The sequence below is a fragment of the Lysobacterales bacterium genome, assembly GCA_014946745.1.
Lineage (GTDB): Bacteria > Pseudomonadota > Gammaproteobacteria > Xanthomonadales > Xanthomonadaceae > Aquimonas.
Window position 1 is genome coordinate 1,492,278 of the sequence record JADCRD010000001.1, and the last position, 21,106, is coordinate 1,513,383.

Annotated in this window: 13 protein-coding genes; 7 read left to right on the forward strand and 6 right to left on the reverse strand. The window is 63.6% G+C overall.

The features are described 5' to 3' along the window. Nucleotides 1-122: 122 nt before the first annotated feature. Nucleotides 123-464 (reverse strand): hypothetical protein, encoded by a 342-nt coding sequence (locus tag H4O13_05810; protein ID MBE5314904.1) that lies wholly within the window; start codon nucleotides 462-464, stop codon nucleotides 123-125. After that, nucleotides 461-2,269 (reverse strand): right-handed parallel beta-helix repeat-containing protein, encoded by a 1,809-nt coding sequence (locus tag H4O13_05815; GenBank protein MBE5314905.1) that lies wholly within the window; start codon nucleotides 2,267-2,269, stop codon nucleotides 461-463. The genes H4O13_05810 and H4O13_05815 overlap by 4 nt, the downstream gene beginning before the upstream one ends. 23 nt (nucleotides 2,270-2,292) lie before the next feature. On the opposite strand from H4O13_05815, the gene H4O13_05820 reads away from it, so the two are divergent. Next, nucleotides 2,293-3,407 (forward strand): IS3 family transposase gene (locus tag H4O13_05820; protein ID MBE5314906.1). Its coding sequence is split into 2 segments (ribosomal slippage): nucleotides 2,293-2,545 and nucleotides 2,545-3,407, totalling 1,116 coding nucleotides; the frame shifts between segments, so codons are not numbered across the junction. Here the strand turns inward: H4O13_05820 and H4O13_05825 are convergent. Further along, nucleotides 3,308-3,889 carry a hypothetical protein gene (locus tag H4O13_05825; protein MBE5314907.1) on the reverse strand — a complete coding sequence of 194 codons (582 nt, stop codon included), beginning with the start codon at nucleotides 3,887-3,889 and terminating at the stop codon, nucleotides 3,308-3,310. The two genes, H4O13_05820 and H4O13_05825, sit on opposite strands and share 100 nt — an antisense overlap. A 448-nt stretch (nucleotides 3,890-4,337) precedes the next feature. Here H4O13_05825 and H4O13_05830 point away from each other — a divergent pair, with 448 nt between their 5' ends. The 5 genes from H4O13_05830 (at nucleotide 4,338) to H4O13_05850 (ending at nucleotide 17,131) form a co-directional block, all read left to right on the forward strand. Continuing rightward, on the forward strand, nucleotides 4,338-5,303 hold the full coding sequence (locus H4O13_05830; protein ID MBE5314908.1) for a threonylcarbamoyl-AMP synthase: 966 nt from the start codon (nucleotides 4,338-4,340) through the stop codon (nucleotides 5,301-5,303). Nucleotides 5,304-5,723: 420 nt separating this feature from the next. After that, on the forward strand, nucleotides 5,724-9,002 hold the full coding sequence (locus H4O13_05835; protein MBE5314909.1) for a glycosyl hydrolase: 3,279 nt from the start codon (nucleotides 5,724-5,726) through the stop codon (nucleotides 9,000-9,002). 534 nt (nucleotides 9,003-9,536) lie between these two features. Further along, nucleotides 9,537-12,575 (forward strand): glycosyl hydrolase, encoded by a 3,039-nt coding sequence (locus tag H4O13_05840; GenBank protein ID MBE5314910.1) that lies wholly within the window; start codon nucleotides 9,537-9,539, stop codon nucleotides 12,573-12,575. A gap of 159 nt (nucleotides 12,576-12,734) precedes the next feature. Further along, the gene (locus H4O13_05845; protein MBE5314911.1) at nucleotides 12,735-14,621 is read left to right on the forward strand and encodes an ATP-binding protein; all 1,887 of its coding nucleotides are present in this window, start codon (nucleotides 12,735-12,737) and stop codon (nucleotides 14,619-14,621) included. A 203-nt stretch (nucleotides 14,622-14,824) separates the two neighbouring features. After that, nucleotides 14,825-17,131: a hypothetical protein gene (locus H4O13_05850; protein MBE5314912.1), complete on the forward strand. Its 2,307-nt coding sequence runs from the start codon at nucleotides 14,825-14,827 to the stop codon at nucleotides 17,129-17,131. Nucleotides 17,132-17,385: 254 nt separating this feature from the next. Here the strand turns inward: H4O13_05850 and H4O13_05855 are convergent, their stop codons facing one another. The 3 genes from H4O13_05855 to H4O13_05865 all read right to left on the reverse strand — a co-directional run bounded on the left by H4O13_05855 (nucleotide 17,386) and on the right by H4O13_05865 (nucleotide 20,242). Next, on the reverse strand, nucleotides 17,386-17,598 hold the full coding sequence (locus tag H4O13_05855) for a hypothetical protein (protein ID MBE5314913.1): 213 nt from the start codon (nucleotides 17,596-17,598) through the stop codon (nucleotides 17,386-17,388). A gap of 21 nt (nucleotides 17,599-17,619) precedes the next feature. Then, complete coding sequence (locus H4O13_05860; GenBank protein ID MBE5314914.1) at nucleotides 17,620-19,089, reverse strand: CSLREA domain-containing protein; 1,470 nt, start codon at nucleotides 19,087-19,089, stop codon at nucleotides 17,620-17,622. Between the two features lie 508 nt (nucleotides 19,090-19,597). Beyond that, nucleotides 19,598-20,242, reverse strand: a complete 645-nt coding sequence (locus H4O13_05865; protein MBE5314915.1) for a hypothetical protein — start codon at nucleotides 20,240-20,242, stop codon at nucleotides 19,598-19,600. A gap of 465 nt (nucleotides 20,243-20,707) precedes the next feature. Here H4O13_05865 and H4O13_05870 point away from each other — a divergent pair, with 465 nt between their 5' ends. Beyond that, entirely contained in the window at nucleotides 20,708-21,079 is a 372-nt protein-coding gene (locus H4O13_05870; GenBank protein ID MBE5314916.1) for a hypothetical protein, read from the forward strand. Nucleotides 21,080-21,106: the final 27 nt, after the last annotated feature.

The window sequence follows — 21,106 nt, forward strand, 5'->3', positions numbered from 1 at the left end:
CACGCACCGCCATCTAGTGCCAGAGCACGCAGCGGTTCCGCGTGTGTCAGCTCCACAGAGCTCGACGCAGGGCGACTGTCTCAGCGAACAAGCTCCGCCTTTGTCAGATTCTTCGCCGCTCGTCAGACATCACATGCGGCGCGCATCGAGCGGCGGAAAGCTTCGCAGCCGAAACGTTGCGAGCGCGGGGTAGGGAAGGGGCGCAACCGACCAAGGTTGATCGCGCGCATCGGCTGCAGGCTGATCGCATCGGCGGCGTAGCGGGTGGTTCGGCCATCGATGGCACTGCGGCGAGTCATCGTGTTCCGGGCGACGTGAGGCCTGACACCCGCGGCCCTACCGCCAGCGGCGAAGTCCGCCGTGTCGCATCCCTTGCGGGCGAAAAGCGGCAGGCGGCTGCGGCCGCACGCCGAACCCAGCGCGTGCTGACAGGCGATCGAGCGCTCGTACCACGACTCGATCACTCGAACCCGTCGGAGAACAGCCGCCCCTCGAACGAAATGCAGCCGGATACTTCGGAGGTGCTGCGCGGTTGGCTGTCGGTGTCGCTGCTGGTCATGCGGGTGGCGGTCGCGGCAATCAGGCGTGGGCTTGCGAAGAAGTCGGGATCACCCGGCGCAGCAATAATGCCGCTGTAACTGGCGTTGCCGTCAAAGCTCGCGGTGCCGTTGCTGATCGTGGCAAACGTGGCACCCAGCCAGGTCTGCGGTGAGCCGCTGCCGAAGATGATCGGCAGCGGACAATCGATCACCGCGTAGAAGTCGATGCGGTAGGTGCCATTGCTGGAGCTCAGGCTGCCGCTGGCGATGCCCACAGCCTGGCTGGCGGCGCCCTGACCGATCGCGCTGGCTACGGTCGGGCGGTTCTGGCGGAGGTTGCCCGAACCCGCCGGCACCGGGCCTGAGTTGTTGGTGTTCTGGCTGGCGCCGTCGTCGGACAGGTCGATCGGCTGCTCACCGTTGTCGGTAATGGTGTTTCGCAGCACCGCGATGCGCACCGCATCGCCGGTGATCACCACGCCATCGTCGCCATTGAAGCGGATCTGGTTTTCGTCGACCACCGCATCGGCGGCAGCGTCGTCGAAGCGGACGCCGTCCTCCGCATTGCCGAAGGTGCTGCCGCAGCTCAGCGGCGTACACAGTGCGTTGATGCCGATGCGATTGTTGCTGATCCCGGTGCCGCGCGCGTTGCTGCCGGCGACAAGGATGCCGTGGCGAGTGTTGTTGCTGATGGTGTTGCCGGTGACCGCGGTGAAGCGGCCGGCGATGACGATGCCATCGCGGTTGGCTTCGGTGCTCGCGCTGCCGCCGGGACCGACGCCGATGTAGTTGTTGACGATGTTGGCATTGCGCGCGCCGCCGCCGACGCGGATCGCAGCGTCGGTGCTGTCGGAGAACACGTTGCGCTCAGCTGGATCGGGCCCGCCGATGTCGACGCCTGCCGCTGCGCTGCCGAGCAGCGAGCCCACCTGCACGCCATTGACGCTGGGCAGCAGCGTGACCAGGTTCGAGGCTGGTCCGATCTGCCCGCCGAACTGCGAGCCCACCAGGCGATGACCATTGCCGCCGGTGAGATTCAATGCGATGAAAGTGAAACCGCCGAAGCCGAGCCCGTCGATGGTGACCGCCACTGTGTCATCGGTGTCGGTGGAGATTCCGTTGAACACGCTGCCTTGGCCGTTCAGACCAATGCAGCGCACCGCGTTGTTCGCGGTGGGAGCGGTGTTGCGTGCCGATCCGGGCTGGGTATAGCCATCGATCACCACTGGGCCGGTGATCGTCGGCAGCGGCGTGGCGAGATTGATGATGCGCGGGCCGCAGGTGCTGCCGATGCCGAAGTGGATGCGATTCAAGTTCGATGACACCTTGGCGTCTGAAATCGCCTGCCGCAATGATCCGGCGCCGCTGTCGTTGGTATTGGTGACGGTGATTGTGGTTGCGGTGGTGCCCACCGAGGATTCGAAGGCGCCTCGATCCGGCAGCGTGCCGAACCAGCGCACGTTGCCAGTGTGATCGCTACCGGTCTGCGCGCTGCCGATGGGCGTGCCGGTGTTGATGGCGGGCGAGGTGTTCTGCAGGCGGTAGTTCTGCGCTGCAGCGTTGACAAACAGCGGATCGGCCGTGCTGTTGCCAACCGGCGCCACGGCCAGCGGATCGCCCTGGATCGTGGTGATCGTGTTGTTGATGAGGGTCAGGTTGACCTCTGGATTGCCGGCGCTGTCGTAAGCTCCCCGGTACTGCGGACACAGGTTTCTAGAACTTTCTGGCAAGGTTTCCCAGCCAGGAGGTTCAGATGCGCAAGTCAAAGTTCAGCGAGACGCAGATCGTCTCGATCCTCAAGCAGGCCGATGCGGGTATGCCGGTCAAGGACGTTTGCCGGCAGGCCGGGATCAGTGTGGCGACGTACTACCAGTGGAAGTCGAAGTTCGGTGGCATGGAAGCCTCGGAGCTCAAGCGCGTGCGCGAGCTCGAGGAGGAAAACAGCCGCCTCAAGCGCCTGTACGCCGACCTCGCGCTGGAGAACTCGGCGATGAAGGACCTGATCGCAAAAAAGTTGTAGCGCCGGCGCAGAAGCGCGAGGCGGTGCGTTTCCTCTCGGAAGCCCATCGCCTGCCGCTGCGTCGGTCCTGCGCCTGCATCGGGCTGTCGCGCTCGGCCTGGTACGCCCCGCCACTGGACTGGACGGTGCGCGATGCCGAACTGATCGCAGCGCTTTCAGAGGCTGTGCGCGAGCGGCCGAGCCGAGGTTTCTGGAAGTGCTCGGACCTGCTGCGGCGCCGGCGTCCCGACTGGAATCCCAAGCGCATCTATCGCGTGTACAAGGCCATGAAGCTCAATCTGCGCCGCCCCGCCAAGCGTCGTCTGCCCAAACGCGAGCGCGTACCGCTGTATGTGCCGCGACTGCCCGACAGCGTGTGGTCGGCGGACTTCATGAGCGACGCGCTCGCCTGCGGCCGACGCTTCCGCACCTTCAACGTGATCGACGACTTCAACCGCGAGGCGCTGCACATCGAGGTCGACACCTCGATCAACGCGCAGCGCCTGATCGGCGTCTTCGAGCGCCTGCAGCGCGAGCGTGGGCTGCCGCAGGTGCTGCGCACCGACAACGGCCCTGAGTTTCTCGGCGAAGCATTCGTGGCTTGGGCGAAGTCCCAAGGTATGGCCATCCAGTACATCCAGCCCGGCAAGCCCAATCAAAACGCCTACATCGAGCGCTTCAACCGGACATTCCGCGAGGAGGTCCTGGACCCGCACCTGTTCTCTCGCTTGGACGACGTCCGCGAGGCGGCGTGGTGGTGGATGCTCGACTACAACGAGGAACGACCCCATGACGCCCTCGACGGGATGACACCCGCCGAGCGCAAAGCCCAAGCAACCGAAGGTTCTAGGAATTCCTTGTCCGCTTGACGGGAGAGCTTACGCTGGATACGGACTTTCCCGATTTGATCGAACCACACGCGGTCGATATCGGCGCTGTAGTTGCCTTCGGTCAGCCCCTCGAGAATCGGCTGCAAGAAGTCCATGTTTCGAAACGTCAGCCGATCGATCGCGATATCCGCCGAGTCTTGTGACGTCATCAGGTCCACTTGACGACCGGGAGCCGTGATCACAGTCAGGGAAGGATCAGCACTGCGCGCCGTGCAGCCGCTGTTGTAGCCACCGCGCAGTCTGATCGTGTTGTTGCGCGTTTCGCACGACGCGATCGGGTTCCGGTCCAGGCACGTCTGCGTCACGTCATAGGTACCCGTGACCAGACGGATCTCGACCTCCTCGTTGGCAGCGATCTGCGCCGCCGCCTCGAGCTGTGCCACGGTGCTGACGCAGCGGACCTGTTGCGCCGTTGCCGCGTGCGCGATGCAAAGCAGGGCGATACCGATGATGGAACGCATGCGAACGCCTTCTGATCAGGTGCTTGCCAACAGGAATGCCGTCGCGCGCCCAAAGCGAACATGCGCGTTGGATTCATGCGGAATTCCATCGAAGGGTCTGCGGCGCCTCGGAACCTGATGGCCTGTCAGAAAATGCGTATAATGTATATTATGTCCAACATGCAGATCAGGGGCATGACCCTCGCCAAGTCATGCGCACACGAAAAGCTCTACCGAACTCGTGGCGCTGATTTCCCCGGTCCTCTTGCATGGCGAGCGATCGCGGCCTTGTCCGGAATCGCCTTGCGCACGGTCTCGGGCTGGCGCCCGACGGACGTTCGGCCGCCGGGGTCGGAAGCCACACTGCACTTGGCGTGTGCACGCCAGCCTCTGCCACGCGAGATTCGGCCGGAACTGCGAGAGCCAGGCGCTACACTCTGCGCCCCCTGAAGCCGCCCCCCAGGATTCGATGAGCCGCACCTTGCCTGCCACCCCCGACGCCATTGCCGAAGCTGCCGCTGTGCTTCGCTCGGGCGGGCTTGTGGCGATGCCGACAGAGACCGTTTACGGCCTCGGCGCGCGCGCGCTCGATTCCGACGCCATCAAACGCATCTACGCCGCCAAGCAACGGCCGGCCACAAGCCCTCTGATCGCGCACGTGGACTCGATTGAGCAGGCGCGCAGCCTGCTGCTTGCGTGGCCGACAAGCGCACAGCGTCTGGCTGAAGCCTTCTGGCCCGGTCCGCTGACCCTGGTCTTGCCCAAGGCTGCGCATGTGCCGGATGCCTTGAGCGGCGGCGGTCCGCGTTTGGGTGTGCGACTGCCGGCACATCCCATGGCATTGGCGCTGATTCGAGCGCTGGGTGAGCCGATCGCGGCGCCCAGCGCCAACCGCTTCATGCAGCTTTCGCCGACGCGTGCCGAGCACGTGGAGCGCGGACTTGGCGATGCGGTCGACTTGATCCTCGACGGTGGTGACTGCGCTTACGGCATCGAGTCCACGGTCGTGCGTCTCGATCCGGATGGCGCCACCCTGCTCCGCCCCGGCGCCATTCCCGCTGCTCTCATCGAGCAAGTTCTGGGCGCTGCCCTGCGACGCGCCGTACCGGCCGATACCGCGCCCGGCATCGCGCAGGACTCGCCCGGTCTGCATCAACGCCACTATGCGCCGCGCACGCCGCTTTTCCTGTGGCAGCCCGGTCAGGCGCTACCGCCTGGACGGGGCGCCCTGCTGGCGCTGTCATCTGTGGATATTGAAGCCGCGCAACGAGTCCAGATGCCCAACGACGCTGCTGCCTACGCCCAGCGTCTGTATGCGGAGCTGCATGCGCTCGACGGTGCACAACTCGACTGGATCGCCGTGCAGGCCCCGCCCTCGGATGCCGCGTGGGCAGCAGTACACGACCGCCTGCAACGCGCCACCCACATCGACTGAATCGGCACCCGGCCTGGCAACCTGTCGACCGACAACCCTGGCGCAGCGCGCGTTCTTCGTAGGTTGGCGCCGAGCGCAGCGAGGCCCAAGGTCGGGCGATCGGGATCGCCGCACGCACGAGCGCATTGCATGCGGTGGTCAACTCGGCGGCCCCCGAACCTCGCTCGCGTCGTCCAGTTCTCGCGGTGGTGGGCCGCGCTTCGCTTGGCCCAACCTACAAGAGCACTGCACGCCTTGGACAGTGCGGCTCTGGATTGGATCGCGGTTGAAGCACCCCCAGCAGATGCCTCCTGGGCCGCCGTGCACGACCGTCTGCTGCGCGCCACCTACGTCGACTTAAGGGCCCTACCTGCCCTTCGACACTTGAGCCCGATCACGCGGCCGGTACGCTCGTGGTTCGCTTCGAACCGGGACCCATGCATGATCCGCCACGCTTTGTGCCTGCTGCTCGTTGTCTGCCCTGCCCTTGCTGCGACTGCCAAGGACACGCCTTCCACGCCGATGTCGGCGCCGACCTTCAAGGGTCTTGCACTGCGCGGCGTCGGCCCCGCGCTGATGTCCGGGCGCATCGCCCACATCGAGTTCGAGCCCGGTGACCCTGCGACCTGGTATGTCGCGGTGGGCTCGGGCGGCGTGTGGAAGACGGTCAACGCCGGCACCACCTGGACGCCGATTTTCGACGCGCAGGCCTCGTACTCCATCGGCACGCTGGCGATCGACCCCTCGAACACCTCGGTGCTCTACGTCGGCACCGGCGAAGACGTCGGCGGCCGCCATGTGGGCTACGGCGACGGCGTGTATCGCAGCCGCGACGGCGGCGCCAACTGGGAGAACATCGGGCTCAAGGGCTCCGAGCACATCGCCCGGATTCTGGTGCATCCGAAAGCGCCGGACACCCTGTTCGTGGCCGCGCAGGGGCCGCTGTGGAATCAGGGCGGCGAACGCGGCTTCTACCGCACCGAGGACGGCGGCAAGACCTGGCAGCGCACGCTGGGCGACGATGCCTGGACCGGCGTGACCGACATCGTCATGGACCCGCGCAACCCAGACCGGATCTACGCCGCCACCTGGCAGCGCCACCGCAGCGTGGCCGCCTACATGGGCGGCGGGCCGAACTCCGGCCTGCACCGCTCGGAAGACGGCGGCAAGACCTGGACGAAACTGGCACAGGGCCTGCCCGACGGCAGCATGGGCAAAATCGGGCTGGCGATCTCGCCGCACGAGCCCGACACCGTCTATGCCGCGATCGAACTCGACCGCCGCACCGGCGGCATCTGGCGCAGCACCGATCGCGGCGCCACCTGGGAGAAGCGCTCCGATACCGTTTCCAGCGGCACCGGCCCGCACTACTACCAGGAGCTCTACGCCAGCCCGCACCACTCGGGCCGCATCTACCTGATGAGCAACACGACCATGATCTCGCACGACGGCGGCGCGACCTTTGTGCCGCTGAACAACGAGCACAAGCACGTCGACGACCACGCCATCGCCTTCCGCCCCGACGACCCCGACTACGTGATGATCGGCTCGGACGGCGGCCTGTACGAATCCTTCGACGACACCAAGACCTGGCGCTACATCGCCAACCTGCCGGTGACGCAGTTCTACAAGGTCGCGGTCGACGACGACCAGCCCTTCTACAACATCTACGGCGGCACCCAGGACAACAACACCCAGGGCGGGCCCTCGCGCACCGACACCATCCACGGCATCCGCAACTCCGACTGGTTCATCACCCTGTTCGGCGATGGCCACCAGCCAGCGACCGAGCCCGGCAACCCCGACATCGTCTATTCGCACTGGCAGCAGGGCAATCTCGCGCGCTACGACCGCAAGGTCGGTGAGCTGGTCTACATCCAGCCGCAGCCCGGCCCGAACGACCCGCCGGAGCGCTTCAACTGGGACGCGCCGATCCTCGTCAGCCCGCACGCGCCGACGCGGCTGTACCACGCCTCGCAGCGCGTCTGGCGTTCGGACAACCGCGGCGACACCTGGACGCCGATCTCCGGCGACCTCACCCGCAACGAAGACCGCCTGCGTCTGCCGCTGATGGGCCGCCAGCAGAGCTGGGACGCCGCCTGGGACATGTACGCCATGTCCTACTTCAACAGCATCACCTCGCTGTCGGAATCGCCGAAGCAGGCCGGCCTGCTGTATGTCGGCACGGACGACGGCCTGATCCAGATCTCCGAGAACGGCGGTGAAAGCTGGCGCGGGATCGAAGTCAGCAAGCTGCCCGGCGTGCCGGCCCGCGCCTTCGTCAACGACATCAAGGCCGACCTGCACGACGCCGACACGGTGTACGTCGCCCTCGACAACCACAAGGAAGGCGACTTCAAGCCCTACCTGCTGAAGAGCAGCGACCGCGGCCGCAGCTGGCGCTCGATCAGCGGCGACCTGCCGGAACGCCATCTGGTGTGGCGCGTGGTGCAGGATCACATCAAGCCCGAGCTGCTGTTCGCTGCCACCGAATTCGGCCTGTTCTTCAGCCCGGATGCCGGCACGCGCTGGATCGAGCTGGAGGGCGGCGTGCCGACGATTTCGTTCCGCGACCTCGCGATCCAGAAGCGCGAGAACGATCTGGTCGGCGCCACCTTCGGCCGCGGCTTCTTCGTACTCGACGACTACTCGCCGCTGCGCCAGGTCGACGACGCCCTGCTGCAGCGCGAAGCCGCCCTGTTCGCCCCGCGCCGGGCCTGGTGGTACATCGAGCGCACCCCGCTGGGCTTCGGTGAAAAGGCCACGCAGGGCCACGCCTTCTACACCGCACCCAACCCTGCTTTCGGCGCCACCTTCACCTATTACCTGCGCGATGGCCTGACCTCCCGCACGAAGAAACGCCAGGAACAGGAGAAGCCGCTGATCGCCAAGGGCGAAGACACGCCCTTCCCCGGCTGGCCCGCGATCGAAGCCGAACAGCAGGAAGCCGACCCCGCCATCCTGCTCACCGTGCGCGACGATCAAGGCCAGGTCGTACGGCGCATCGCCAATGCCCCCACGGCCAAGGGCTTCCACCGCGTCACCTGGGACCTGCGCACCCCGCCCACGCAGGCGATCGGTGCACAGGGTGACTACTTCTCGCCGGATGCGACGGGCCACCTCGTCGCGCCGGGCACCTACACCGCCGAGCTGTCGCAGCGCGTCGATGGCGTGGTGACTCCGCTGGCCGGCCCGGTCGAAGTGCAGGTCGAGCGCATGACCCAAGGCAGCCTGCCCGGCGCGGAGCCGGCCGCGGTGGTCGCCTTCTGGGCGCGCATCGACGGCCTGCAGCGCAAGGCGACCGCGCTGTCGCTCGCCCTGCCCAGCCTGCAGCAACACATGACTCTGCTGGCCCAAGCGCTGGAGCGCACGCGCTCGGCGCCGAGCACGCTGGACGCCGAGTTCGATGCGCTGCGCAAGCAGGTGTACGCAATCAATCGCGCGGTGAACGGTGTGCCCGAAGCCGCAGAAGCGGTGGGCCACCTGCGCGCGCCGGGCCTGAACGAGCGCCTGTTCGTCGCCCAGATGGGCACACAGCTCTCCACCTACGGGCCAACGCCTAGTCACGAGCAGAGCCTGGCTTTGGCGGAGCAGGCGTACGCGGAAATCCGCACCGACTGGGTCGACCTCACCGAACGCCGCCTGCCCGCGTTCGAGCGCGCTTTGGTCGAAGCGGGAGCGCCGTGGGTACCGGGGATGCCGCTGTCGATTCTGGAGTGAGCAGCCCGCTTCTGAGCCCCTCTCGCTCGGAGGGAAGGGATGCGTTCCGGTTTAGCCCCTCTCCCCTTGAGGGAGAGGGGTTGGGGAGAGGGGGAGAAACCTCGCCGCAAGCGTTCCACCCCTCTCCCCCAGCCCCTCTCCCTCAAGGGGAGAGGGGAGCAAACGCTTGGCTCCGGCTCATCGGGCATCAACGGTAGAGGGGAGCAAAGCTCGCCCAGCCCTACGACATCGCCCGCTTGTAAGCCCCTCTCCCCCGGAGGGAGAGGGGTTGGGGAGAGGGGGACAACTCTCGCCGGAAGCCTTCTACCCCTCTCCCCCGACCCCGCCTTCGCTTCGCTCGGGCTCACCGGGCCTCAAGCGCCCACCGGGCGCTTGAAGGCGGCCCGCTTCGCCCCACAAGGGGAGAGGGGAGCGACGCCATGCGTCGTGGTCAGAAGACCAGCACTTGCCACACGCCCCCCCATCTGCGAAACACCACACCACCCTGCCCCGCACCGCCACCCTGCCCTCGCACCGCCGCCCGGAGACCCATCGATGCGCACTGCCCCCTGGATCGGACCCCTGCTGCTGCTCTGCCTCGCCGCACCCACGCACGCAGCACGGCCCACTCCCGGCGCGCCCAGCACGCCCGAGCAGCGCGAAGCCGCGTGGCAGCAACATCAGCAGATGCAGGACGCATCGATCTTCAAAGGCCTGAGCTGGCGCAGCATCGGCCCCACCGGGCAAGGCGGGCGCGTGGTGGATCTGGCTTCGGTGCCCGGCCAGCCCTACACCTTCTACGTGGCCTATGCGACCGGCGGCGTGTGGAAGACCACCAACAACGGCGGCAGCTTCGAGCCCCTCACCGATCAGCTGCCGAACACCGTGATCGGCGCGATCGCAGTCGACCCGTCCAAGCCCGAAACCCTGTGGATCGGCGCCGGCGAGCCCAATGCCGCGCGCTCCAACTACGGCGGCCACGGCGTGTTCGTCAGCCACGACGGCGGCAAGAGCTTCGCGCGCAAGGGCCTCACTGGCACCGACCGCATTGCCGAAATCCTCGTCGACCCGCGCGACAGCCAGCGCGTGATCGTGGCCGCTGCCGGCAAGCTCTACACGCCCGGCGGCCAGCGCGGCATTTTCCTGAGCGAAGACGGCGGCGACAGCTGGACGCAGGTGCTGAAACCGAACGACGACTGGACCGGCGCCAGCGACCTCGTCATCGACCCCACCCGCCCCGACGTGCTCTACGCCGCGCTGTGGACCCGCACGCGCACGCCGTGGCAGTTCACTGAAAGCGGCGATGGCTCGGGCATCTACAAATCCGAAGACGGCGGCCGCAGCTGGCGCGAGCTTGCCGGTGGCCTGCCGCAGGATGTTGGTGTGGGCCGCATTGGCCTCGCCATCGCCGCCAGCCAGCCCGACAACGTCTACGCCAGCATCGACCACTGGGCCGAACTGCCCGAAGCCCTGCGCGACCTAGGCGACCGCCCGCTCTCACCGCAGCGCCTGCGCGCGATGAGCAAAGACGAATTCCTCAAGCAGGACCCCGAAGAAATCGAGCGCTTCATCCGCGGCGCCGACCTGCCGGTCGAGCTCGATGCCGCGTCCCTGCTCGCACAAGTGCGCGACGGCTCCATCACCCTCGAACAACTGCTCAGCCGCCTCGAAGACGGCAACGCCGCCCTGTTCGACAACCCCGCCTGGGGCCACACCGTCTGGCGCAGCGACGACGGCGGCGCGAGCTGGCGCCGCACGCACGACGAACCCATCCGCGAAGTCACCTACACCTACGGCTACTACTTCGGCGAGATCGCGGTTGACCCCAGCGACGCCGAGCGCGTTTACACCATGGGCGTGCCGCTGATCGTCTCCTCTGACGGAGGCAAGACCTGGTCCGGCTACACCAACCACCCCAGCGTGCACGTCGACTACCAGGCGATGTGGATCGACCCCAACTTCCCGCAGCGCATCGTGGTGGGCAACGACGGCGGGCTGGACGTGAGCTATGACGCCGGCATCACCTGGCGCCGCCTCGATGCCCAACCGCTCGGCCAGTTCTACACCATCTACGCCGACATGGCCGAGCCCTACAACGTCTACGGCGGCATGCAGGACAACGGCACCTGGAAAGGCAGCAGCCGCACGCGCTGGGAGCTGGGCGAAGACTGGTCGCCGATCAACGGCGGCGACGGCATGTGGGTGGCGGTGGACGATGAATCCGGCGACACCTACACCGGCTACCAGTTCGGCTACTACACCCGCATCGACAGCGCCGGCAAACGCCACGAGGTGCGCCCGCGCGCAGCGCTCAACGAGCCCCTGCTGCGCTACAACTGGAGCACGCCGGTGATCCTCTCGCCGCACGACGCGCGCACCGTCTACATGGCCAGCAACCGCCTGTACCGCAGCTTCGACCGCGGCCGCAGCTGGGCCGCCATCAGCCCCGACATGACGAGCTCGAAAGAGCGCGGCAACGTGCCCTTCGCCACCATCACCAGCCTGTCCGAATCGCCCCTGCACTTCGGCCGCCTGGGCGTAGGCACCGACGACGGCCACGTGCACGTCAGCACCGACGGCGGCGTGCGCTGGCAGCAGGTGGATGCCGCCCTGCCCGCCGACCGCTGGGTGAGCCGCATCGAACTCTCGCGCCACAGCAGCGAGCGCATCTACCTCAGCTTGAACGGCTACCGGCAAGACGACGACCGCGTCTACCTGTACCGCAGCGACGACTTCGGCGCGAGCTGGCAGTCGATTGCCGAGGGCCTACCCGCCGAGCCCGTCAACGTGATCCGCGAGGACACCGTCAACCAGGATCTGCTCTATGTCGGCACCGACCGCGGCGTGTACGCCAGCCTGGACCGCGGCCGCAGCTGGCAGGCGCTGGACGGCGGCCTGCCCAACGTGCCGGTGCACGACCTGTTCGTACACCCGCGCGACCGCGAACTGATCGCCGGCACCCACGGCCGCAGCGCCTGGATCGTCGACGTGCTGCCGGTGCAGCAGCTCAGCAGTGAGGTGCGCAACAGCGCCGTGCACCTGTTCCACATCGACGACCTCAAGGCCTCACGCGACTGGCGCCGCCGCCCCGACCCCTGGTTCGACCGCCCGGAACACCTGCCCGAACTCACCGGCACCTACTGGGCCAAAGCCGCCGGCCCCGTGCGCTTCCGCCTGCTGGATGAGAAAGACCGCCCGCTCGCCACCTTCGAGCGTGAGGCGCAGGTAGGCCTGAACAGCTTCAGCTGGAACCTGGCCCTGGACGCCGAACTCACCCTCGCCGCCGAAAAGCAGGCCCTGCGAGCCCTGGACGCCGACAAGCGCGATGAGCGGAAGCACCAGCCCTATGCGGAATCCCAGCGCCTGGGGCATCGGCTGTATCCGGTGCCGGGCAAGTACACGCTGGAGATTGCCCATGCCAACACGACCAGCCGCAGTGGGTTCGAGATCAAGCCGCCGAAACCGCAGGACCCGCGCTGGACGCCGGCTTACAAGCTGCGCGGCGACGATGGGGAGGGGCGGCATCAGGATGAAGAGCGGCCGCATCCGCGGGCTTGGGCGCGGGGGCGGGGGTTTGCTATGCCGGGGAAGTAGGGGCTGACTGATTCCTGTTCGCCATAGCGCGTTGCTCGACGATGCGCATTCTTGGAGGCTGTGCGAACGCCCAAGCTTTGCAATACCTCATGCCACGACTGGATTCTCGATACGGCACCTTTTGCTGAGCTCTCGAACTCAAGGCGCGGAGAAATAGAATTGAAACTAAAGTCGGTGACCGTGGAGAACTTTCGGTGCTACAAGGCGCCAACCCAGATAACCTTCGACGAATTCACTACACTCGTCGGGCGGAACGATGCAGGCAAGTCGTCACTACTCGAAGCCTTGGACGTGTTCTTCAATGACAAGTCGCTCGACAAAAACGACGCTGCCAAGGGCGGCGACGCCAAAGCTGTGACCATTACGTGCGTGTTCTCCGAACTTCCCAGCGAAGTAATCCTTGACGAAAGCGCCCCAACAAGCTTGGCTGATGAGCATCTCCTCAATACGGAAGGCGATCTCGAGCTTACAAAGATTTTTAACTGCTCTGTCGATAAACCGAAGCTGACAGCTCTGCGCCTAGCGACCGTACACCCCAGCACACCGAAGGCCAAAGATCTTATGGCACTCAGGATCGATCAGCTTAAGGTCCGGGCGGAAGAAGTGGGAGTTGACATGAAGGCGGTCAACAAGACAGTGAAGCGAGATCTCCGCTCAGCCATTCGCGCAAAACTCGGCGAGCTCGAACTAACCAACTGCGACCTCAACATCAACGGCGACGGATCCGAGGAGAAAACCAACCTTGTTAAGGTATGGGAAGGCTTAAAAGCGGCGCTGCCGCTCTACGCACTATTCAAGAGCGACCGACAGAGCTCGGACCAGGACGCTGAAGCGCAGGACCCGCTGAAGCTTGCAATCAGGGAAGCTCTCACCGAGAAGGCTGCGGAGCTTGAAGCGGTCATGATTTTCATAGAGCAAGAGGTCAAAAAAGTCGCGGATCTCACCCTAAGTAAACTTAATGAAATGGATCCCGCTGTAGCGGCCACCTTGAACCCGAAGTTCGATAAGCCGAACTGGTCAACGCTTATCAAAGCTAGCATCACTGGCGACGACGAAATCCCATTAAACAAGAGGGGAAGTGGCGTACGACGACTAATTCTCATCAACTTCTTTCGGGCGAGAGCTGAGCGGGCAATGCGAGAGAAGTCTGCGTCATCCACTATTTATGCTGTCGAGGAACCGGAGACGAGCCAACACCCTCACAACCAGCGCTTGCTGATGCGGGCGCTTCAGCAACTTGCTGTTGGCGACGACCAAGTAATCATCACCACGCACACCCCTACTCTCGCGCGCGCACTTCCGAGCTCAAGTCTCAGATACCTAAGCAAGTCCAGAGATGGAAGACGGACCATCACTAGAGGCGGATCGGATCAAGTTAATGCCGAAATAGCGGAAAGCCTAGGGGTGTTGGCAGATCACACTGTAAAGGTCTTTATCGTCGTAGAGGGTGTTCATGACGTAACGTTTCTCAAGAGTCTTTGCAGAATGTTCCGCTCACATGGCGAACCTACTATTGACCTCGAGGCACTGGAATTGAGCGGCGAATTCGTGTTTGTGCCCTCTGGCGGTGCGGGAAATCTGGCGCTTTGGTCCTCTCGCTTGCACGCGCTGAACCGGCCGGAGTTCCACTTGTACGATCGCGATGCCCCCTCCGGCGCGCTCGCTAAGCATCAATCCAAAGTAGACGAAGTGAACCTTCGCAGAGGGTGCAAGGCAGTATCAACGTCAAAAAATGAGATGGAGAACTTTGTCCATCATGATGCCATCAATTTGTGTGCGCAAGACCTTGAAATTGATGTCAACCTCACTTCTCCATATGGACCTGACGACGATGTTCCTCAATTGCTCAGTGCGGAGCTCAATGTTCACGCTCCCCCAAATGCAAAGTGGGGGCACAACAAAGTGAAGTCATGGCTTGCGAGCACAGTGGTCTCGACAATGAACCCCAGAATGCTTGCTGAGGTTGATCCCGACGGAGAAATGCGCAGCTGGATCGCTTGCATTGAAAAGATGATCGTTGCCACAACAGCTGAAGGACCCACCTGAAGGGGCGAGGTGTATTGCTATTGTCAGTAGCCTCCTAATCTTGAGGCACTCTCGCGCCAACCGAGTCGCGATGCCTAACAAGCCAGGTGAATGGTTGACTTCGCATTGAGAAATTCAAATGTCTTCCGGTCGATGTCGGTGCTAAAAGATCACACTGACTTCCTTCGGCTTTCAGGTGGTGTCACCCGCAGGATGGCGAGATAATGAATTCAATCAATCCCTGCAGCGATTCTTCGGGCCCTGAAGCTCAGGCACCGCAAGCCTACTTGGCTCTCCATACTCTCGGGTGGAAGGCATTTCAGGATCTTTGCGCTCAAGTTTGTGAAGTCGTTCTTGGTAGAACTGTAGTCATCTACCGCGAGGCGCAGGACGGTGGACAAGACGCCACGTTTACGAGCAATCCGAGATCAATCACTAGCGAGACTGAATCGGCGACTATTCAATGCAAGTTCAGCGGCGACCCTGGACGAAAATTACGCCCGAGTGATATTGCCGGTGAAAGACTGCACATCAAGAGTTTGGTTTCAAGGGGATTAGCCTCATCCTACTACTTTATGACGAACATGAGTGTAGATGCTCCAGTCGCAGCTGACATCCGCAAAGAGCTCTCCCTGCTTGGCGTGAGAGATAGCCAAGTGTTCGGTCGTGAGTGGTTGACCCTAAAGATTCGTGAAAGCGCGAAGCTGCGAGCATTGGTTCCAAGGATCTATGGACTGGGTGACCTCTCGATGATCCTCGATGAGCGGCGTGCGCAACAGACGGGCGCGCTGCTTGGCCATCTGATGCCATCCCTGAGGACATACGTACCCACGACCGCTCACAGACAAGCAGTCCGCATACTCTCTGAAACAGGAATCGTGCTTTTGGTAGGGCCTCCTGCATCAGGCAAGTCGATGATTGCAGCTATTCTGGCTACCACCGCACTCGGTGGCGAGGGCCATCAAACGTTTCAACTAGATGGCCCTGGCGAACTAACCGAGTTCTGGAATCCGAGCGAGTCTGGGCGCTTCTACTGGATTGATGATGCTTTCGGCCCGAATCAGCTGCGAAGTGACTATGTTGATTACTGGATCGCAGCAATGAACAAGGTGAAAACAGCCTTGAACGCAGGCAACCGCTTTGTGTTAACTTCCCGGTTGCACATTTGGCGAGAGGCGAAACTAAAGTTGGGGATTAGAAACCACCAAAAGTTGGCTGACGAAAGTGCAGTTGTCAACGTTGGCGCCCTGAGTCCGGATGAACGAGCGCAGATTCTATACAACCATATCAAGGTCGGAAATCAGCCAAGAGCGCAGAAGTCTCGATTCAAGCCGCATTTGGCAGAGATTGCTAGCTCGTCGGACCTACTTCCCGAAATCGCCCGTCGCTTGGGCGATCCGAGTTACACAAGCGGAGTTCGCGCATTGCCCTCGGATTTGACCAAGTTTGTGTCCGCTCCAAAGGAGTTTCTAAAGGAAACTCTGCGCGAGTTGACCGATGCGCAACGCGCTGCGCTTACTGTGATTTTCCTTTTTCGATCAAAATTGCCAGCACACATCGGTTCGGACAGTCGCATCTCACTGGTCTGTGATAAGTACGGAGTTCGCCATGGCGACGTTAACGAGGCACTTTCCCAACTCGACGGAAGCTTCATTCTTCAAAAGCCCGATGGCAATTTCCGAATTTGGACCTTTGCTCATCCCACAATTGCGGACGCACTTGCGGACATCCTCAGGGATAGGCCTGACCTGCTACAACTCTACATCCAAGGCGCTCGCGTGGAGGTCCTGTTGAGCGAGGCCGTCTGCGATGGCGCGGCTGTCGTTCAGGACGCGATAGTGATTCCCGAATCAAGCAATGACTTGCTAGTTGTGCGGATTGTTGAGATGGCGGATGAGGTCCGTCTAAACAAAGTACTGTTTTCTTTTCTGGCGCTCAGAGCTAGCGACGCTGTTCTACGCCAAGTTTTTTCCGCCAACCCGAGCATCATTCGTCGCAAGTCTGAAAGCGCATGGCGCATCCGTGCCGATGGGCGCGTCAGGACTTTCGCACGACTGCACAAGTTAGGCCTTCTTCCAGAGGATCTGCGCGAAGACGTTTCCCGTCAATTGGAAGATGCGCTTCTACACCATCAGGATGCATCGTTGCTTGATTACGAGGATTTGCTTGCTCTACTGACGCCGTATCAGTTGCTCGGACTTTCCACAAGAATATACGAGGATCTCGTCGACGAGATGCCCGACCGCATCAACAGCATAGAGCACGATGCGGATCTGAACCTTCAGCCAAGCGAGAACTTCGATCAGATCAAGGAATACGTTGAGAGTATTGCCTCCGTTTTCTCAGATTCGAACTTGATCGTTGACGCAATCTCGACTATTCAGGATGACTTAGCTGATGCGATTGGGAGAGTCGCTGAACGACAGGAACGTGAGTTTCAATCAGGAACATGGGTTGGAGACGACATCGCACCTAGGGCAGTCGTCGCACCGGTAGGAGGAAGGTCCATGTTTTCGGATGTGGATTTCTGAATCCTGACGTGAATCCGTGACCCGGCCGTGCAAAAGAAGGGGGTCAGGTTCACTTCCAAAAGAAGGGGGTCAGGTTCACTTCCAGAGGGTGCTGCAAAGGGTGCTGGGTCAGGCCTAGCTTTGTTGCGCCTCGCGCCTGATGCCACGGCTGCGCCGACTCGATAGTGCTTTGCTAGACCCCAAGCGGAAATCCGGGGGCTTGTTTTGCCACATGTCCCTTGCCCCAGATCCCCGCGAACGAAGGATGCCCCGACTCAAGGCATCAGATCCACCGGCTCGCTCTCCAACGCCAGCACGCCGAATACGCACTCGTGCACCCGGCACGGCGGTTCACGCTCGACGAAGCGGTGCAGGGCCTCGTGGGCAAGCATGTGTTCGCACAGGGCCATAGCACGCTTCGGCGCCAGCCCGCGCTGGCGCGGGCGGTCGAGGTTTGCGGGTTCGGTATCGGTGGGCCCGTAGAGGATGCGCTGGGCTCACCCCGCGCATCATCGATGCACAGGGGAGCTGGCCGGAGCCTCAAACCCGTTCCCGAACAAGATCAGAGCGGGCAGCTCGATCGCGCCGATATCGCAGCCATCGACGCGATCGGGCTGGGGCTGTTGGACGGGGCGGCTGGCACCGGCTTGATCGAAGTTCAGCCCGGCGCAATCGCCGCTGTCGATCAGCGGCCCGTCCTCAAGCGGCAGGTAGAAGCGACGGCCGCGTGCGTCGGTTTGTGCGGGGGCGATTCCGCTGGATGCGAGCTGCAGATCGTTGGGATGCGCGAGGCTGCAGCTGTCCCCCTGGAGCAGCGCGTTGCCGCCTCGACTCGCGAGACCGACGGCGGCGGCGAGCACACAGGCCGTGCCGTCCTCGGGAGCGCCTCGCGCCATCAGATTCGACCACAGCGAGACCGAGCAGCGACCACTGATGGTGCATTCGCTGGCGTCCACCACCGCACCGCCCGCACTGCTGTTACCGACGAATGTGGAGCTCTTCACGCTCAGCGCGGTGTCCACGGTGCTGGCCAGCATGAAGACACCGCCTTGATTGGCGCGGTTCTGGGCGAAGCTCGAAGACTCGATGTTCACTTCAGCCCCACTGAGGAACACGACAGCGCCTCTATTCGCGGAATGACCCGTAAAGCTGCTGCGACGCACCGTGAGCGACCCAACGGAGTGCCAGATGGCCCCGCCATCGCCGCTCGAACCCGCGGCATTCGAGACGAACACGCTGTCCTCGATCAGCGCCGACGAGTCTTCCAAAGCCAATGCGCCGCCTTGGGCGATGGACTGCCCGGCGGCGTTGTTGCCAGTGAAGCGGGTTCGACGCACCGTCAGCACGGTGCCCGAGGTGCAGATCGCTGCTCCGTCGCCCGCCCTCGGATTGCCCCCTGGAGCGCCAACAGCGCTCAGGTTGCCGTCGAACTCGGAGTCTTCGATCAACGCACTGCCGAAGAAGTTGAAGGTCAGCAATCCTCCGCCGCACTTGCTGACGTCCGACACCGCGAGGCCGTTGCGAACCAAGCTGACGCGTCGCAAAGCGATCTGCCGGGCGAAGGAACGAATGCCGCCACCACCAAAGGTATCGGCCGCGGGCGCCACCCCCAGGAACAGCTGCAGATCCTCAATGCTCACGGTGACGCCTTGAACGTTCACGTCGAAGATCCGATCCGTGGCGTTCGAAGTGATCTGGGTCGCACGGATCCCGGCGCCGCGGATGTTCAGGGAGCTGCGGATGTCCAGATCTCCGGTCAGATTGCTTTCCTCCTGCGCCCCCGTTCGGCTTAGCAGGTAAAGGCCTGAGGGCACCAGGATCAGATCCACGCCGCTACCGGAGCCACATTCACCGGCCAGCACAAAGGGTGAAGCGTCGTTGTTCGCACTGGTGATGGCCTCGCGCAGCGAGCACAGCCCATCTGCGGCGTAGGCATCGGCCGTGGTGGAGACGTTGATGGTCGCTGCGTGTGCCGACATCCCCAACATAGACGCCAGCGCCGCAATCCATAGGGCGGCGACGGCACCACCGGCGCGTGTTGGACCTGTTACCTGACTGCACATACGCAAGCCTCCGAAGAATGTCACCTCTCCTCAATCGCAAAAAGCAGCGAATCTCACGCATGCCCGACAGCAATCAGCGACAAAGGGGGCCCGGGCAATCCGAGGGCAAATCTTGCGCTGCCACGTGCGCCCTGCCCGACGGACACACTGTGCGCCTCCTCAACGCCGCGGATCCACAGGCTCGCTCGCCAGCGCGTCGGACACGCATCGTGCACCCGGTACAGCGGTTCGCGCTCGACGAAGCGCTGCAGGGCCTCGTGCCCGGAAAAGCCACGCCCCGCAGCGGTACCGTGAGCACTCCCCGGTTCTGCTCCCGCTCTTCGTGGTTCGATCACGCGCAGCCGGAATCGCCTTCGCCGACAGTGCGCCCACGCGGAGCACCGGGGCTGCCATCGAAAACGGACGGCACCGACTGCTGCGATACCTACTCCGCGGAAGTCACCGGCTTACCGTGAACGAACCGCGGTGTCGGTACACCCGTGCCGCTCATGTCGCCCGGGTCAAAGACATAGCGGCCGTCGGCGTAGGTCAGAAAGACGTGGTAGCTGGCGAGGTTCGATTCGTAGCGACACATGACACGGCACGGATGCCGCATCGTCGGGTCGCCGTTGCGCTGGTCGGTCAGCATGCCTTCGCCGTCGTCGATCTCACCGGTGATATCCAGCCCGTCGATGCCGGTGATCGCGCGTAGCGCTGATTCGGCTTCCTTGATCGGCGCACACGCGGGGGCGGCGCCGCCGAGGTCGACCACCTTCCAGTCGCTGCCGTCGACCTGCACCAGTGCGTCGGCATGGAAGCCCGCACTCGTGGTGGCACCGAGGCAGATCCAGTGGTCGCGCCAGACACCGCCGCGATCTGCGTCGAATGCCGGCATGCAGCCGAGCGCTTCCGTGATTTTCCACGCGGGGCTTGCGGCGCTTCCCCCTGCGGCAGCCGCACGCGCCTGCCAGAACGCGTCAATCGCGGCCTGGAGTTGCGCAGCATCCGGATTGGGTGCGGCGGCCATGGCAGGCCCGGCACAGACGGCCAGGAGCAGAAGCAACGCGCGCTTGCGAGGCTTGAAGTTCATGTCGGAAAGGGATGCATGCGAGAGGTCGGCAGTAAAGCGTGCCGCCTGCCGAATGGCAAACGCGTGGGGCGAGCGGGCGGCAATCTGGGGTCAGCGGGAATCCCGTGTCAGGTGTCGTCTTGCCACATGCGCCCTGCCCGACCGTGAGCTCACCGAACGGCCCCCTTCGCGTCGAAGAGCCACCGACTCGCGCTTCAGGGCCAGCCCCCCAAACATGCGGAGGTTTGCAGGCTAGGTGTGTTTCGGCGCACTGAGGAAACGCAGGCGGGATGCTGAGCAGAGGGCGCGGTTGAGCGTGCGCGCTCGGGCACTTCAAGCCCACCGAAGACTCGCGCTGGCCCAGCCAAGCAGCGACGATGGCGCAACGTTCGCAGCCATCACCCACTGCTGCCGCCAGCGGACAGCTTCGAACCTGGATCTCCGGCATTCTTCCTTGCTGCAGCTCTCACCCAAGACTCGACTTGCATGAACCCTCACTGGGCATCGCCTGTTCTCATCGCGCTGTCCTTCATTGCCTTTGGCGTGCTGGAGGGGCTTACCTGGGGCGATCGCGCCGCCGAGTTTGTGCTTCCCTTTGCCCACGGCGTGCTGCTCGCGTTTCTGCTCTTCTGGTGGGCTTCGGCGGACGCGACCCAGCATGGCGCCCGGCTGTCGACCGGCACGATCGTCTGCATCGTGGTGTTCGGCCTGCTGTGGGTTCCGTTCTACCTCGCGAACACGCGCCCGGCCCGCGCCTGGTTTCGTTGGCTATCCAAAGGCCTTCTTCTTCTGGCGCTGTGTTTCGGCAGCTATCTCGGGGTGCTGTCACTCTTCGACGGCGTAGGCGCTTACAGCTGAAGCGCCAGAGGGCGATTCGCTCATGGC